The organism is Leifsonia sp. 2TAF2 (genome assembly GCF_052115085.1).
Lineage (GTDB): Bacteria > Actinomycetota > Actinomycetes > Actinomycetales > Microbacteriaceae > Leifsonia.
The window spans coordinates 798,738-813,885 of the sequence record NZ_JBFRFY010000001.1 but is presented as its reverse complement, the minus strand read 5'-3'; the positions used below and the strand labels follow the sequence as shown (position 1 = coordinate 813,885).

General features: G+C 68.8%; 13 protein-coding genes. 3 read left to right on the top strand and 10 right to left on the bottom strand.

Features of this window, described 5'->3' with window-relative positions; translation table 11 throughout:
* Complete coding sequence (locus tag AB4Z18_RS03945; RefSeq protein WP_441781392.1) at nt 1-834, top strand: oxygenase MpaB family protein; 834 nt, start codon at nt 1-3, stop codon at nt 832-834.
* Here the strand turns inward: AB4Z18_RS03945 and AB4Z18_RS03940 are convergent.
* The 3 genes from AB4Z18_RS03940 to AB4Z18_RS03930 all read right to left on the bottom strand — a co-directional run bounded on the left by AB4Z18_RS03940 (nt 831) and on the right by AB4Z18_RS03930 (nt 5,569).
* On the bottom strand, nt 831-1,877 hold the full coding sequence (locus tag AB4Z18_RS03940; RefSeq protein WP_441781391.1) for an FUSC family protein: 1,047 nt from the start codon (nt 1,875-1,877) through the stop codon (nt 831-833). The two genes, AB4Z18_RS03945 and AB4Z18_RS03940, sit on opposite strands and share 4 nt — an antisense overlap.
* A complete protein-coding gene (locus tag AB4Z18_RS03935) occupies nt 1,874-4,411 on the bottom strand; it encodes an ATP-dependent helicase (protein WP_441781390.1) in 2,538 nt (845 codons plus the stop codon). The genes AB4Z18_RS03940 and AB4Z18_RS03935 overlap by 4 nt, the downstream gene beginning before the upstream one ends.
* Nucleotides 4,412-4,501: 90 nt before the next feature.
* Entirely contained in the window at nt 4,502-5,569 is a 1,068-nt protein-coding gene (locus tag AB4Z18_RS03930; RefSeq protein WP_441781389.1) for a glycerophosphodiester phosphodiesterase family protein, read from the bottom strand.
* 63 nt (nt 5,570-5,632) lie between these two features.
* Between AB4Z18_RS03930 and AB4Z18_RS03925 the strand changes: the two genes are divergently transcribed.
* A complete protein-coding gene (locus tag AB4Z18_RS03925; RefSeq protein ID WP_441781388.1) occupies nt 5,633-6,190 on the top strand; it encodes a hypothetical protein in 558 nt (185 codons plus the stop codon).
* Nucleotides 6,191-6,213: 23 nt separating this feature from the next.
* A complete protein-coding gene (locus AB4Z18_RS03920; RefSeq protein WP_441781387.1) occupies nt 6,214-7,005 on the top strand; it encodes a Bax inhibitor-1/YccA family protein in 792 nt (263 codons plus the stop codon).
* Nucleotides 7,006-7,073: 68 nt separating this feature from the next.
* On the opposite strand, the gene guaA is transcribed toward AB4Z18_RS03920, so the two are convergent.
* The 7 genes from guaA to AB4Z18_RS03885 all read right to left on the bottom strand — a co-directional run bounded on the left by guaA (nt 7,074) and on the right by AB4Z18_RS03885 (nt 15,147).
* On the bottom strand, nt 7,074-8,687 hold the full coding sequence (gene guaA, locus AB4Z18_RS03915; protein ID WP_441781386.1) for a glutamine-hydrolyzing GMP synthase: 1,614 nt from the start codon (nt 8,685-8,687) through the stop codon (nt 7,074-7,076).
* A gap of 37 nt (nt 8,688-8,724) precedes the next feature.
* Nucleotides 8,725-9,174, bottom strand: a complete 450-nt coding sequence (locus AB4Z18_RS03910; RefSeq protein WP_441781385.1) for a DUF3817 domain-containing protein — start codon at nt 9,172-9,174, stop codon at nt 8,725-8,727.
* Nucleotides 9,175-9,178: 4 nt separating this feature from the next.
* Entirely contained in the window at nt 9,179-9,979 is an 801-nt protein-coding gene (locus tag AB4Z18_RS03905; protein WP_441781384.1) for an SURF1 family protein, read from the bottom strand.
* A 56-nt stretch (nt 9,980-10,035) separates the two neighbouring features.
* The gene (locus tag AB4Z18_RS03900; RefSeq protein ID WP_441781383.1) at nt 10,036-11,406 is read right to left on the bottom strand and encodes a cation:proton antiporter; all 1,371 of its coding nucleotides are present in this window, start codon (nt 11,404-11,406) and stop codon (nt 10,036-10,038) included.
* A 6-nt stretch (nt 11,407-11,412) separates the two neighbouring features.
* On the bottom strand, nt 11,413-11,943 hold the full coding sequence (locus tag AB4Z18_RS03895; protein WP_441781382.1) for a cation:proton antiporter regulatory subunit: 531 nt from the start codon (nt 11,941-11,943) through the stop codon (nt 11,413-11,415).
* Between the two features lie 144 nt (nt 11,944-12,087).
* On the bottom strand, nt 12,088-13,929 hold the full coding sequence (locus AB4Z18_RS03890) for a glycerol-3-phosphate dehydrogenase/oxidase (RefSeq protein WP_441781381.1): 1,842 nt from the start codon (nt 13,927-13,929) through the stop codon (nt 12,088-12,090).
* A gap of 99 nt (nt 13,930-14,028) precedes the next feature.
* Nucleotides 14,029-15,147 (bottom strand): GuaB3 family IMP dehydrogenase-related protein, encoded by a 1,119-nt coding sequence (locus tag AB4Z18_RS03885; RefSeq protein WP_441782968.1) that lies wholly within the window; start codon nt 15,145-15,147, stop codon nt 14,029-14,031.
* Nucleotide 15,148: the final 1 nt, after the last annotated feature.

Genomic DNA, 15,148 nt, shown 5'->3' with positions numbered 1-15,148 from the left:
GTGCGCTCCTTTCGCCCCAGCCGGCCCGTCGCGGTCGCGGAGATCGCGTCGGAGGCGCTGACGCTCGCGGGTGGCATGCGGGCGCTCCTGCTCCAAATCGCGCACCCGGCGGTCGGGCGAGGAGTGGTGGAGCACAGCGACTTCGCCGAACGGCTGATGGACCGTTTCGACGGGACCATGCTGTACCTCACGGCGACGATGTTCGGCACGCCCGAGGAGCTAGCGACTGTGCGGAGGATCGTCAACCGTGCGCACGCGCCGGTTCGAGGCGACCGGGCACCGTCGGGGCCGGCGTACAACGCCTACGATCCCGACCTTCAGCTCTGGGTCGCTGCCACGCTCTATCAGACGATGATGGAGCTGCACGGGCGGGTGTTCGGGGGGCTGACACCGAATCAGGCCGACAATGTGTACCAGGAACTCTCGCGGGCGCTCTCGAACCTGCAGCTGTCGCACGATCGCTGGCCGGCCTCCCGAGCCGCCTTCGACGACTACTGGGAGGGCATGATCGCGTCCCTCCGCGTCGACGACCAGGTTCTCGCCGTGTCCCGGCAGATTCTTCATCCCGGGCGGGTGCCGTGGTCGGTTCGGCCGACTTTGCCGCTGGTTCGGCTGGTGACGGGCGGGCTGCTCCCGCTGGAGGTCCGGCAGCAGTTCCCCCTTCCCTGGGACGAACGCAGGCAGCGCCGGTTCGACCGCGTGATGCGCTGGACGGCCGCCATCTACCCGCGGCTGCCTATGTGGCTGCGGCACATTCCCCGCGACCGGTATCTCGCGAAACTCCGTCGCGTGGCGGGCCCCGGCTCGTCGCCGCGGCGACCCGACGCCGGCTAGCCCGCCAGGCCCCGGCCTCGCTCCCAGACCCGCGCGAGAAGCACGAGGGCGATGCCGATTCCGGCGCCGAGCAACGTTTCGAGCACGCGGTCGAACAGCAGGACATTGACCGGCGTCGGACTCGCGAGGTGAGAGACCGAGAGCGCCAGCGGCGTGATGAAGACCAGGGCGGCACCGTAGTGGCGCGCGACCAGCACCTCGGCGAAGAACTGGCAGACGACGATCACGCAGATCAGCACGACCGCCGGCGGCGACCAGACGAGCAGCAGGGCGGTGACGCCGACACCCACCACGGTGCCCACGATCCGGTGCAGCGAACGCGAGAGCGAATGGGCGGCACGGGCGGGAGGGATCACGGCGACCACACTGACGACCGCCCAGTAGGCGTGGCCGAACCCGAAGCTCAGGGCGATGCCCCCCGCGATCAGGACGCCGGCGACATTCTGTACGACGGTGAGCCAGACTCGCGGGTCGCGGAGCGCGGCGAGGTCGACGGTCGGGTGGCGACGGAGCTCCGTGACGAGACCCCAGCGGGCCAGCGCACCTCGGGAGGCGCCTGGGAGGCGGCGGATGGCCCATCCCGACATGGTCACGAGCCAGGCGAACGCCGCCGACGCCGCGGCGAGCACCAGCCGGGGCAGGGCGTCGGCCGCCGGGGTCGGCACGGCGGCGCACACCAGCAGGGCGAACACGAAGAACAGTGCCTGCGGCGGAACCATCTGGAACACGGTGACGAACAGGGTGCCGGCGCCGACGATCACGACCAGCGCGAGCGCCACCAGAGCGAGCGGCTCGCCCAGTACGGCGAGCCCGATCCCGGCGCCGATGCTCGCCAGAAGGGCGACGGCGGCCACGGTGAGGGTGCGCACACGCACGCGATACGGCTCGTTCCTGCCGTACAACGCCGTGAATGCCCCGAAGGTGGCGTACGCGGTGAGATCCAACCGGCCGACGGCGAACAGCACGAACAGCGGAACGGCCACGGCGAGCGCCGCCCGGAGCCCCACCTCGAGGTTCCGTGGCGCGGAGACGCCGGCCCTCACAGCTTGTCGATCGGGGCGATCTTGATGAGGAGCTTCTTCGCCCCTACCTTCTCGAACTGCACGTGCGCCACCCGCTTGGCGCCCTGTCCGGTAACCTGCGTGACGCGACCGTCGCCGAAATCGGCGTGCCGGATGCGGTCGCCGGGCGCAAGCTCCAGGTCGCCATTGTCGCGCACCTTGCCGGTGACCCGGTTGGGCCACTCGGCCTTCGGGCGCTCCTGGCGGAACGTCGACGCGGCGAGGCTGTCATTCCATCCGGACCCGCCGGATCCCGCGCCGATCCCCGGGCGTCTGGCGTTGAGCGCACGCGACTGCGAGCCCCCGCGTCCGTTCGCCGAGCCCGGCGACTGCCGCCAGTCGATGAGGTCTGCGGGGATCTCTTGCAGGTAGCGACTCGGCATGGCCACCGCGGTCTCGCCGAACTGGGCGCGCGTCATCGCGAGAGAGAGGAACAGGCGCTTCTTCGCCCGGGTGATGCCGACGTAGAAGAGTCGCCGCTCCTCCGCTGGGCCGCCGGGCTCGTTCGCCGACATGCGGTGCGGGAGGAGGTCCTCCTCGATGCCGGTGAGGAACACGGCGTCGTATTCGAGGCCCTTCGCCGTGTGCAGCGTCATGAGCGAGACGGCGCCGCTCGAGTCGTCGATCTCATCCGCGGCCGCCACCAGCGAGACCTCCGTGAGGAAGTCGACCAGCGTCCCGTCCGGGTTGTTGCGCGCGAACTCCTTCGTCACCGCCACCAGTTCGTCCACGTTCTCTGCACGCGCTTCGTCCTGCGGATCGCGGCTGTTGCGCAGCGCTTCCAGATACCCGCTCCCGTCGAGAAGGAACGTCAGCACGTCGGCGACGGGCGAGATGCCGGCCGGATTCGACGGGTCGACCTTCGCCGCCGCCTCGTCCAGCAAGTTCGACAGTTGCAGGATCGCGCCCGTCACCTTCGGGCCGAGACCCAGCGAGCCCGCGTCGCGCATGGCGCCGCGGAAGCTCAGGCCGTTGTCCTGGGCGTAGCTGGAAAGCTGGGTCTCCGTCGCCGGCCCGATGCCGCGCTTCGGCGTGTTCAGGATGCGTCGCAGCGCGAGGAAATCGTCCGGGTTGGCGACGGTGATCAGGTACGCCATCGCGTCCTTGATCTCGGCCCGCTCGTAGAACTTGGTGCCGCCCATCACCTTGTACGGCAGCGCCGAGCGGATGAAGATCTCCTCCAGCGCACGCGTCTGGGCGTTCGTGCGATAGAAGACCGCGATGTCCTTGTACGCCATCCCGGCGCCATGCAGCTTCTCGATCTCGTCGGCGACGAACTGCGCCTCGTCGTGTCCCGAATATCCCGTGTAGCCGACGATCTTCTCGCCGTCGCCGACGGCGGTCCACAGCTTCTTGTCTTTGCGATCGAAGTTGTTGGCGATGACGGAGTTCGCGGCGCTCAGGATGTTTTGCGTCGAGCGGTAGTTCTGCTCCAGCAGCACGACCTTCGCGCCCGGGAAGTCGCGCTCGAACTCGACGATGTTGCGGATGTCGGCGCCACGGAAGGCGTAGATCGACTGATCCGAGTCACCCACCACCGTCAGCGAGGCGCTCGGGATGACTCCCGCCGCGTCACGGAGCGGCCGCACATTGCGACCATGGGCCTCCAGGTCATCCACGATGTCGGGGGCGACCGGCATGGTCAGCTCGCGGATGAGCGAGTACTGGGCATGGTTCGTGTCCTGGTATTCGTCCACCAGGATGTGACGGAACCGGCTTTGGTAGAGCGCCGCCACACGCGGAAAGGCCCGGAACAGGAACACCGTCTCGGCGATGAGGTCGTCGAAGTCGAAGGCGTTCGCGCGCCGCAGCTCTCGCGTGTACTGCCGGAAGATCTCGAGGAACATCACCTCTTGCGGATCGCTCAGATTGGCGGTGCGCGCGTGCGTCTCGAGGTCGGTCAGCTCGTTCTTCAGCTTCGAGATGCGATTGGCGGCACTTCCGACGGTGAAGCCGAGGGTGTCGGCGTCGAGCTCCTTGATGATCCGCTTCAGAAGCGCACGCGTGTCGCCGGAGTCGTAGATCGTGAAGCTCGGCGTCTTGCCGATGGTCTCCGCCTCGCGACGGAGGATGCGGACGCAGGCGGAGTGGAACGTCGAGATCCACATGCCCTGCGCCTTGCCGCCGAGGAGGTGCTCGACGCGTTCGCGCATCTCGTTGGCCGCCTTGTTGGTGAACGTGATCGCCAGGATCTCGCTCGGCCACGCCTCGCGGCTCTCGATCAGCCCCGCGATGCGGCGCGTCAGGACGCTGGTCTTGCCCGAGCCTGCGCCGGCGACGATCAGCAGCGCCTGCCCTCGGTACTCGGCCGCCTCGCGCTGCTGCGGGTTCAGCCCGGCGAACAGACGCTCGCTCGGCCCCTTCCAGTGGCCAGAGCCTTGGCCGGAGCCGTCACGCCCGGAGCCGTCACGCACGGCCCCGCCGTCGGCGGAGGCCGCACCGTCGCCCTGCCACCCGTCGAGGATGATCGGGACGGAGGAGGGGGTGGTCTGCGGGGCGTCGGGGAGGCTCGTCATGTCTCCCACGATTTTAGCCGCTGCCACCGTCATTCCGTCCGGGAGGTCGTTCAGGCGTTCGATGGCCGTCCGGGCCCCCAGCGGACGACGTCAGTGGCCGTCCCGAACGGCCACAGCGAGGTCCGGATGATCGGCGAAGACACCATCCACTCCGGAGTGCAGCAGGATCGAGAAGAACCGGCGCCAGTCGCCCCAGTCCGCCTCCGCCCCGGCGGTCCGGAAGTCGTCGGGGAGCATCCTGTTCTCCGGCCGCAGGGTCCAGCAGAAAACGGCGAGGCCCGCCGAATGCGCCAGGTCGACCAGATCCGACGTCACGGCCCCGACGTCCGCGCCGTCGTCTTCGCCGAAGAGCGCCATCGAGACGGAACCCGACGAGAGCACCTGCGAGGTCTCCACGCTGATGCCGTCGACGCGGTCGGCCGCGGAATGGGCGGCGGAGCCGAGAGCGTACAGTCCGCGCAACGTGAGGTCGGTGTCGTAGCCGGGCGCGGTGGCGCCCAGGGCGGCCACCCGATCGGCGGGCGCGCCGGTGTCCTCGAGCAGGTAGACGCGCCGGCCGCGAAAGCCGCTCTCGTGGAGCTTCGCCAGCACGGTGCGTTCGAAACTCTCGACGACGACGCCCGCGCGATCGGTCCATCCGGCCTCCGAGAACTCCGCCAGGAGCAATTCGTCGAGCGGGAGTCCCGCCGCCTCGAAGTACGTGGCGTGCTTGAGCTCAGCGACCAGCCCGGGCGCACGCCCCGGACCATCGGCGGCGCGGTCGAGCAGGTCCAGCAGGTCCCGGAGGCGCAGCAACGGATAGTGGCCGTCGAATGTCGAACTCGCCTGCCGCAGCGCAGGGATGCGCTCCCGCGCCCGCAGGGTCGACAACTCATCCCAGGTGAAGTCCTCGGTGAACCAGCCGGTCGCAGCGACGCCGTCGACCTCCTTGGTCGTGCGGCGGGCGGCGAACTCGGGATGGTCGGCCACGTCGGTCGTGCCGGAGATCTCGTTCTCGTGCCGCAACACCAGCACGCCGTCCTTCGTCGCGACGATGTCCGGCTCCAGAGCGTCGGCACCGAGCTGCAGCGCGAGTTCGTAGGAACCGCGGGTGTGTTCCGGCCGGTAGCCCGGCGCGCCACGGTGTCCGATGATCATCGGGGCCGTCCGCGCTCGCATGGCCCGATCCTAGCTCCCGACCTGCAGCCGCCGGCGGAGGCGGGGAGGTGCCAGAATCGACGGGTGCCCGCCGACCCGAATAAGAGCTGGAGCGAGCCGGCGTCCCGGCTTCCGCTGCGATGGGGCGCCTATCGCCCTCGCCTCCTCACCGGTCTCGCGATGCTCGTCGTGGGTACCGCCTGCGTTCTCGGCACCACGACCTACAGCCTCCCGTTGCTGCTGGTCGGGTCCCTGATGCAGCCCGCGGGCTGGGCCGTCCTGCCCTCCACGATCGGCCGGCGCGTCGCGGTGCCCCTGCCCGTCCTCGGCTTCACCTGGCTCATGCTCGGCGGTTCGGGCTTCGCCTGGTGCTACGCGATCATCCTCGCCGCGTGGCTGCTGGTGCGACTGCGGCCGCTCCCCTCGTTCGCCGTGCTGCTGCTCCCCATCGCGTGGAGCATCCTTCTGCCCCTGTTCGTCCACGACTACCAGGAGGGCTGGGTCACCATCCTGACCAGCACCCTGGTCATCGTCGGGGCGGCGTGGCTGGCGAAGTGGATCGCTCTCCGATTCGATTCATGGCAATCTGTCAGAACTCTCAGGAAACAACACAATAGAGTTGATGATGTGAGACCGTCTTAGGTCCCCGACGAACCGAGGAGCACATGGCTACGTCCAACCCGGCATTCTCCCAGAGCCCGGCGTTCCGTAACGGGACGGCGGCGCCCAGCGCCGAGCAGCTTCAGAACTTGTATGAGGCACCGTCTGCGACGGCGGTCGACACAGACCGCATGACGGTCGAAGACACCATCCGCAAGACCGCGGTCAGCTTCGCCGTCCTGCTGGCAGGCGCCGTGGTCGGCTGGTGGGTGCCCGGCCTCTGGATCGTCGGCATGATCGCGGGGCTGGTCCTCGCGTTCGTCAACATCTTCCGCAACCGCAAGAAGCTCCCGTCTGCCGGACTGACGCTCGCCTACGCGGCAGCAGAGGGCGTCTTCATCGGCGGCATCTCGCGGTTCTACGAGGCGTTCGCCGGCGGCGTGGTCGTCCAGGCCGTCATCGGCACCATCGTGGTGGTCGGCGTGACCCTTGCGCTCTTCGCCTCCGGCAAGATCCGCGCATCGGCACGAGCGACCAAGATCTTCCTGATCGCGATGATCGGCTACCTCGTGTTCTCCGTGGTGAACATCCTGCTGGTCGTCACCGGCGCCGTCAGCGACCCGTGGGGTCTGCGCGGATCGTTCCACATCTTCGGCATCCCGCTCGGCCTCGTCATCGGCGTCCTCGTCGTGATCATGTGCGCGTACTCGCTCGTGCTCGACTTCGACGCCATCCAGCAGGGCGTCAAGAACCGGGCACCGCGCGCCTACGGGTGGGCAGGCGCCTTCGGCGTCATGGTGACGGTCGTCTGGCTCTACCTGGAGCTGCTGCGCATCTTCGCTCTGTCGCGAAACTGACCGCTTACACCGAAAAGGCCCGGGATGCTCTCAGAGCATCCCGGGCCTTTTTCGTCAGTGGAGCGGGATCACTCCCACTCGATGGTCCCCGGCGGCTTCGACGTGACGTCGAGTACCACGCGGTTCACGCCGTCGACCTCGTTGGTGATCCGGTTCGAGATCTTCGCCAGCAGGTCGTACGGCAGACGCGTCCAGTCCGCCGTCATGGCGTCTTCGCTCGACACCGGACGCAGCACGATCGGGTGCCCGTAGGTGCGGCCGTCGCCCTGCACGCCGACCGAACGGACGTCCGCCAGCAGCACCACCGGGCACTGCCAGATCTCGGTGTCGAGCCCCGCGGCGGTGAGCTCGGCACGCACGATCGCGTCCGCCTCGCGCAGCAGGTCCAGACGCTCCTGCGTGACCTCTCCGACGATGCGGATGCCGAGGCCAGGACCGGGGAACGGCTGGCGCCCCACGATCTCCTCGGGAAGCCCGAGCTCGCGGCCGATCGCGCGCACCTCGTCCTTGAACAGGGTCCGCAGCGGCTCGACGAGCTCGAACTGCAGGTCCTCCGGGAGGCCGCCCACGTTGTGGTGGCTCTTGATGTTCGCGGTGCCCGAGCCTCCGCCGGACTCCACGACGTCCGGGTACAGGGTGCCCTGGACGAGGAAGCGGATCGGGTCGCCCTCGTTCGCCGCCTCGGCGATCAGGTCGGCCTGCGCCTGCTCGAAGACGCGGATGAACTCGCGGCCGATGATCTTCCGCTTCGTCTCCGGATCGCTGACCCCGGCGAGCGCGTTCAGGAACTGCTCCTGCGCGTTGACCGTGACGAGCCGCACGCCGGTGGAGGCGACGTAGTCGACCTCGACCTGACGCGCCTCGTCCTTGCGGAGCAGGCCGTGGTCGACGAACACGCACACCAGCTGGTCGCCGACGGCCTCATGAACGAGCGCCGCGGCGACGGCGGAGTCGACTCCGCCGGAGAGACCGCAGATCACGCGACCCGAACCCACCTGAGCGCGGATGGCGGCGACCTGGTCGGCGATGACGTTGCCGCTGTTCCACTCGGCCGGGATGCCCGCGGCGCGGTGCAGGAAGTTCTCCAGAACGGCCTGGCCGTACGTGGAGTGCTTCACCTCGGGATGCCACTGGACGCCGTAGAGCTTCCGCTCGTCGTTCGCGAACGCGGCAACGGGCGTTCCATCGGTCGAGGCGAGCACCTCGAAGCCCTCCGGAGCGCGGGCGACCGAGTCGCCGTGACTCATCCACGCGGTCTGCTCGGCCGGCTGGCCGTCGAGCAGGACCCCTGAGTCAGAGATGCGGACCGCAGTGGAGCCGTACTCGCGCTGGCCGGTCTTCGCGACCTCCCCGCCAAGGGCGGTCGCCATCACCTGGAAGCCGTAGCAGATGCCGAGCACGGGCACGCCGAGGTCGAAGATGGCCTCGTCGAGTTGCGGCGCGCCCTCCTCGTAGACCGAGGACGGACCACCCGACAGGATGATGCCGGACGGGCGCTTGGCGGCGATCTCCGAGGCCGTCACCGCGTGCGGCACGATCTCCGAGTAGACGTTGGCCTCACGCACGCGGCGGGCGATCAGCTGCGCGTACTGCGCGCCGAAGTCGACCACGAGCACGGGGCCGGCGGGGTTGGCTGAGTCGGCTCCGCCCAGCAGGTCGGTGAACGCAGCGTCTGCACTCATGGAATCTCCGCTCCGGGGCTCTGGGCTCAGGGAATCGCTAATTTGTCGCCTCCACAGGGATCACGGCCTCCGCCTCACGGCCGGCCAGGTACGACTTCACCTGCTTGGTGATGCGAGCCTCCACGAAGAACGAGAGGAACGGCACGACGCCACCGAGGGCGATCATGACGAACTTCGTGAACGGCCAGCGCATCAGGCTCCACAGGCGGAAGTCGGAGATGAGGTACACGACGTAGAGCCAGCCGTGTGCGATGAGAATGCCCGTGCTCAGGTCGACCCCGGTCGGAGCCACTGCCGTCTGGACGGGAACGAACGTCAGGACGCCGTAGTTGCTGAACGCGAAGAGCTCGTAACCGAGGCCGTACTTCACGATCATCTCTGCGCACAGGAGCAGCAGCATGATGCCCGTGACGTACGCGAACACCTGGTAGAACCGGAGCGCCCCGCGGATCTTCGGGAAGTCTTCGAGCTTGGGAGCGAGGGGCATGCGCCTATTCTAAAGGCTCGGCCTGCGGGTTCTTCCCGGCCGCAGCCTGCAGTTCTTCCGACTCTCGCAGCTCGTCCTCGCGCTCTTTCGCGTCCTTCACCAGCCGGTACCAGAGGAACACGGCGAACCCGGCGAAGATGATCCACTCGGCGGCGTAGAAGATGTTCAGCCAGTTGAGCTCGGTCTGCGCGATCGGCGGCGGGGAGTCGATCTGGACCAGACCGTCCGGAGCGCCCCGCTCGACGACGTACGCGGCGTACACGTCCATCCCGTCGACACCGGTCCAGAGGTTGACGAGCGCCCCGACGCCGAGGGTGCGCATCGCGGTCGGGTCCTTCTTGTCCTGCGGGACCTCGGGCTGTTCGTCGGGCAGGATGCGTCCGACCAGTCGCTGCGGCGTCTGCGGCTCCTCGGCGAGGCGGGCGACAGCAGCTTCGGCCGTGGCCTTGTCGGGTGCCCAGCCGCGAGCCACGGCGAGGGCCACGGTGCGTCCGTCGCGCTCGAGGTTCGCATGGCCGACGACCCACCATCCGCTCTTCCCGAAGTTGAGCCGCCCGTGCAGCAGCTGGTAGTCGCCCGGGACGAACGTGCCGGTGAACTCCACCAGCTGCCCGACGGCGACGTCGCGCAGGGGCGACGACGGACCGGCGACGTCCGCGAGCGGCAGCACGGTCTCACTGGGCGCTTCGACGGCTTTGCCGGATTCGACCGCTCGCTCCAACTGCCACTGGCCGAGCCAGGCGAACCCGGCGGCGAGGAGCAGCGCGAAGATCAGCGCGCCGATCCAGCGCGGACGCAGCATCATGCGGAAGAGGGTCGTCTCACCGGTCGCGGGCGAGGTCCCCGTGGTCGTTTCGATGGTCAGTCCCGTTCCCGTTCGCCGCTCGTATCCCGCTGCTGCATGGCCTGCTCGACGATCCGGTCGACGGCCTGCTGCGTCTCGTCCGCGCCCGTGTTCCGGCGCTCTGCGGGAGCGTCGAAGTCGGCGGTGGCCGCCTCGACGAGCGCGATCTCCTCGTCGAGCATCGGATCGCGCGCGGCCTTCTTCCGTTTGCGCTCGCGTTTGGGCCCGGACCGTAGGATCATCGCACCGATCTTCTCGGAGTTCGCTGCGAGGATCGGCCCGATCACGGCCATGATCAGCACGTAGAGACCGGCGAACGGCTGGATGCGCTCATCCAGCCCCGCCGCCAGCGACAGCGTCGCGAGGATGAGGGCGAACTCGCCGCGGTTCTGCAGGATCACGGTGGTGTTGATGCCCGCCTGCACGCCGAGCCCGTTGATCCACGCCACGAACTGCCCGGCGCCGATGTTGAGCACGATGGTCATCACCACCGCGATCAGCACCGGCAGAAGCACTGAGGGGAACTTCGCCGGGTCGAGCGCCAAGCCGAAATTGAGGAAGAAGAACGCGGCGAACACATCCCGCAGCGGGATGGCGATCTGCTCGATCTTCTTGCGGTACTTCGTGGCGCCCAGCACGAGCCCGATCAGGAAGGCGCCGATGGCGTCGGTCACGCCGAGGATCTCGCCGATGCCGGCGAAGAGCACCGCGAAGCCGAAGAACAGGATAGTGAAGAGCTCGTCGTCCTTCGTCCGGAACAGCCGCGAGACGAATCGGCCGCCCCAGCGGGCGATGGTGAACATCACGACGAGGAACGCGAACGCGACGGCCAGTTTGCCGACCACCGGCCAGAAGTCGGTCTCGCCACTGAGGACGACGGACACGATCGCCAGGTAGATGGCGATGAAGATGTCCTCGACCACCGTCACGCCGAGGATCATGGGCGTCTCAGTGTTGGGCAAACGTCGCAGCTCGATGAGGAGCTTGGTGACGATCGCTGAGGACGAGGTCGCCGTCATCCCGGCGATGATCAGCGCCTCGCGGGTGCCCCAGCCGACCATGAAACCGAAGATCAGTCCCACGCCCATGTTGATGACGATGTACGAGCCGCCGGAGACGATCAGCTTGCCGAAGTTGCCGAAGAACTCGTCCTGGTCGAACTCCAGGCCCAGATTGAACAGCAGCAGGATGAGCCCGAAGATCGCGATGAGCTCGATGTACTTGCTGTCGAAGTTGAGCGGGAACCAGCCGGTGTGCGGACTCGCCAGCAGGCCGACGATCATGTAGATGGGGATCGCGGGGAGACTCACCAACCTGCCGAGGCGACCGAGCACGTACGCGACGAGCAGGAGGATGCCGAGAACGATGAGGTCTTCGCCGAGATGCATCGTCGATCAGCCTCCGGGCGGCGCGTCGGCGGTCATGCGGTGGGCGACTTCGCCCGTGCGGAAGAACGAGAACGCCTTGGCGACCTTCTCGGGCGTCCCCGCGACGACGAGCGTGTCGCCGGGGAAGACCTTGAAGTCGGGAGCGGGGGCCGGGTTCGCGGAGTCTCCGCGCACGACGGCGACGACCGTGAGGCCGACGAAGCCGCGGTCGCCGGGGGCGCCGAGCTGCTGGCCGGCGATGTAGTCCTCGTAGTCGACCGTGAACCAGTCGATGCTGAGGCCGGGGATCTGGTCGAGCGCCGTGAGCGCCTCGGTGATCTGCGTTCCGCCGAGGAGCTCGGCGAGCGTGTGCGCCTCGTCCTCGTTGAGTCGGAGGGACACCTTGGTGACGTCGGTGCCGTCCTCGTGGTCTGAGAAGGTGATCAGGTCGCTGTGGCCGGAACGGTGTGCGATGACGCCGACTTTGCCGCCATCGTCCGTCACGAAGGTGTGCAGCACCCCGACCCCGGGCAGTTTGACCCGTCGAACGTCTACCATCATCCGTCTCCATCCGCCGGGTTCGCCGGCATTGGGGGTGAGGTTCCAGCCTACCGGAGGCGCGCGAAGGCCCTCCCGGTGTTCGCTCTCCAGGAGGGCCCTCTGCGGTGCTTCTCAGCCTCGACGCGCTCAGCCTCGACGCGGTCAGCCGTCCGTCGCCGGCGCCTCCTCTGCTCCAGCACCCTGGACGTGCTTGGGCGCCTGGTCGGCGCTCGTCGGTGTCCCGGCCTTCGCGGCGCCCGACGGCTTGCCCGCCGCCGCCTTCGCCGCCGCGGCATCCGCCTCGACGATGTCCGGAGCCTCGAGCCGGATGCGGTCCGCCGACTCGTCGTCGGGCTGCAGCTGGCTCGACCGCTCCGCCTCGACACGCCGCAGATAGGTGCGCACCTCGCGCTTCTCGCGCTCCGGGTCCCACCCGAGCACCCCGGCCATGAGGGATGCGGCGACGGGCGCCGCGGAGACGCCGCGGTCCCACGCCTCGATCGAGATGCGGGTCCGTCGTGCGAGCACGTCCTCGAGATGCAGCGCGCCCTCGTGCGTGGCCGCGTAGACGACCTCGGCCCCGAGGTAGTCGTCCGCCCCGGGCAGCGGGTCGGCGAGCGACGGGTCCTCCCGGATGAGCGCCAGGATGTCTTCGGCGAACGTCCCGTAGCGGTTCAGCAGGTGCTCGATACGGGCGACGTGCAGCCCCGACTCCTGGGCGATGCGGCTCCGGCGGTTCCAGGCCGCCTGGTACCCCTCCGCACCGACCAGCGCGATGTCCATCGTTGTCGATTTCGCGATCTTGCCGTCGAGGGCGCTGACCGCCGCATCCACCGCATCCTGCGCCATCACCCGGTACGTCGTCCACTTGCCGCCTGCGATCACGACGAGACCCGGCACCGAGTGGGCCACCAGGTGCTCGCGCGACAGCTTGGAGGTCTGGTCGGACTCACCGGCGAGCAGCGGCCGGAGACCGGCGTACACGCCCTCGACGTCCTCACGCGTCAACGGCACGTTGAGCACCTCGTTGACGTGCGCCAGCAGGTAGTCGATGTCGGCCGCGGTCGCCGCCGGATGCGCCTTGTCGAGGTGCCAGTCGGTGTCCGTCGTTCCGATCAGCCAGTGCCGGCCCCATGGGATGACGAACAGCACGCTCTTCTCGGTGCGCAGCAGCAGCCCCATCTTCGACTGGAACCGGTCCCGCGGGACGACGAGGTGGATGCCCTTGGACGCGCGCACCTTGAACTGGCCGCGCTCCCCCACCATCGACTGCGTGTCATCCGTCCAGACGCCGGTCGCGTTGACGACCTGCTTCGCGCGGATCTCGAACCGCTCATCGGTCTCCAGGTCGTGGGCGCGCACGCCGACCACGCGCTCCCCGACCTTGACGAAACCCTCCACCCGGACGCGCGAGGCGACCTGTGCGCCGTAGTGCGCGGCGGTGCGGACCAGGTTGGCGACGTAGCGGGCATCATCCACCTGGGCGTCGTAGTACGTGATGCCGCCGACCAGGGCGTCCTTGTTCATCGACGGGATGGCGCTGAGCACCTGTCGCTTGCTGAGGTGGCGGTGGTGCGGGACACCGGGAGGGCGGCCGCCCGAGTAGGAGAAGATGTCGTACAGCAGCATCCCGGCGCCGATGTAGACCCGCTCGATGACCCGCTTGTGCAGCGGGTAGAGGAAGCGCACGGGCTTCACCAGGTGCGGCGCGATCCGCTGCAGCAGCAGCCCGCGCTCGATGAGCGCCTCGCGGACCAGCCGGAAGTCGAGCTGCTCGAGGTAGCGGATGCCGCCGTGGACGAGCTTCGACGAACGGCTGGAGGTGCCGGAGGCGAAGTCGCGCGCCTCCACCAGCCCGACGCTGAGACCGCGGGTCGCGGCGTCGACCGCGGACCCGGCTCCCACGATCCCGCCGCCGACGACGAGGATGTCGAGTTCGGTGTCCTTCAGCGCCGCGATCGCGGCTGCCCGCTCGGCCGGACCCAGACGAGACGGATACGTCACCGCCGGATTCGACGCCGGAGTGGCATGCCTGTCGCCGCCCGGGGCAGATTGGGACTTCACCATGGTTCTCTCCCTCCCCGGCCGCCTTCGGCCGGCGCTCTACTGCGTACGGTACGGCGCGACGACGACCTCGACGCGCTGGAACTCCTTCAAGTCCGAGTATCCCGTCGTGGCCATGCTGCGGCGCAAGGCTCCCACGAGATTCGCAGAGCCCTCGGCGACCGGGGCCGGGCCGTAGAGGATCTCTTCAAGGGGCGCCACCTGGCCCACAGCGACGCGGTTTCCGCGCGGAAGCTGCGAGTGGTGCGCCTCGGCACCCCAGTGCCAGCCGCCGCCGGGCGCGTCCGTCGCGCGGGCGAGCGTCGTGCCGAGCATGACGGCGTCGGCGCCGCAGGCGATCGCCTTGACGATGTCGCCGGAGCTGCCGAGCCCGCCGTCGGCGATGACGTGCACGTAACGTCCGCCCGACTCGTCCATGTAGTCGCGTCGTGCGCCGGCGACATCCGCGACGGCGGTCGCCATGGGGGCGTGGATGCCGAGGGTCGAACGCGTCGTGGATGCGGCTCCCCCGCCGAACCCGACCAGCACACCGGCCGCTCCCGTGCGCATCAGGTGCAGGGCCGCCGTGTAGGTGGCGGCGCCGCCGACGATGACCGGCACATCCAGCTCGTAGATGAACTTCTTGAGATTCAGCGGCTCGACGTTCTTGGAGACGTGCTCGGCGGACACGGTGGTGCCGCGGATGACGAACAGGTCGACGCCCGCGTCCACCACGGTCTCGTAGAGCTCCTGGGTGCGCTGCGGCGAGAGCGCGCCGGCGACGGTGACGCCGCCCTCGCGGATCTCGGCGAGGCGCCGCGTGACGAGCTCGGGCTTGATCGGCTCGGAGTAGATCTCCTGCATCCGGCTCGTTGCGCGCTCGGCCGGCAGCTTGCGGATCTCGGCCAGCAGCGGCTCCGGGTCCTCGTACCGGGTCCAGAGGCCCTCGAGGTCGAGCACGCCCAGGCCGCCCAGCTGGCCCATCATGATGGCGGTCGACGGCGAGACGACCGAATCCATCGGCGCCGCGATGAACGGGATGTCGAACTGGTACGCGTCGATGGTCCACGAGACCGAGACGTCCTCCGGGTCGCGGGTTCGCCGGCTGGGAACCACGGCGACGTCGTCGAAGGCGTACACACGGCGGGCACGCTTGGCGCGGCCGATCTCGATCTCCATA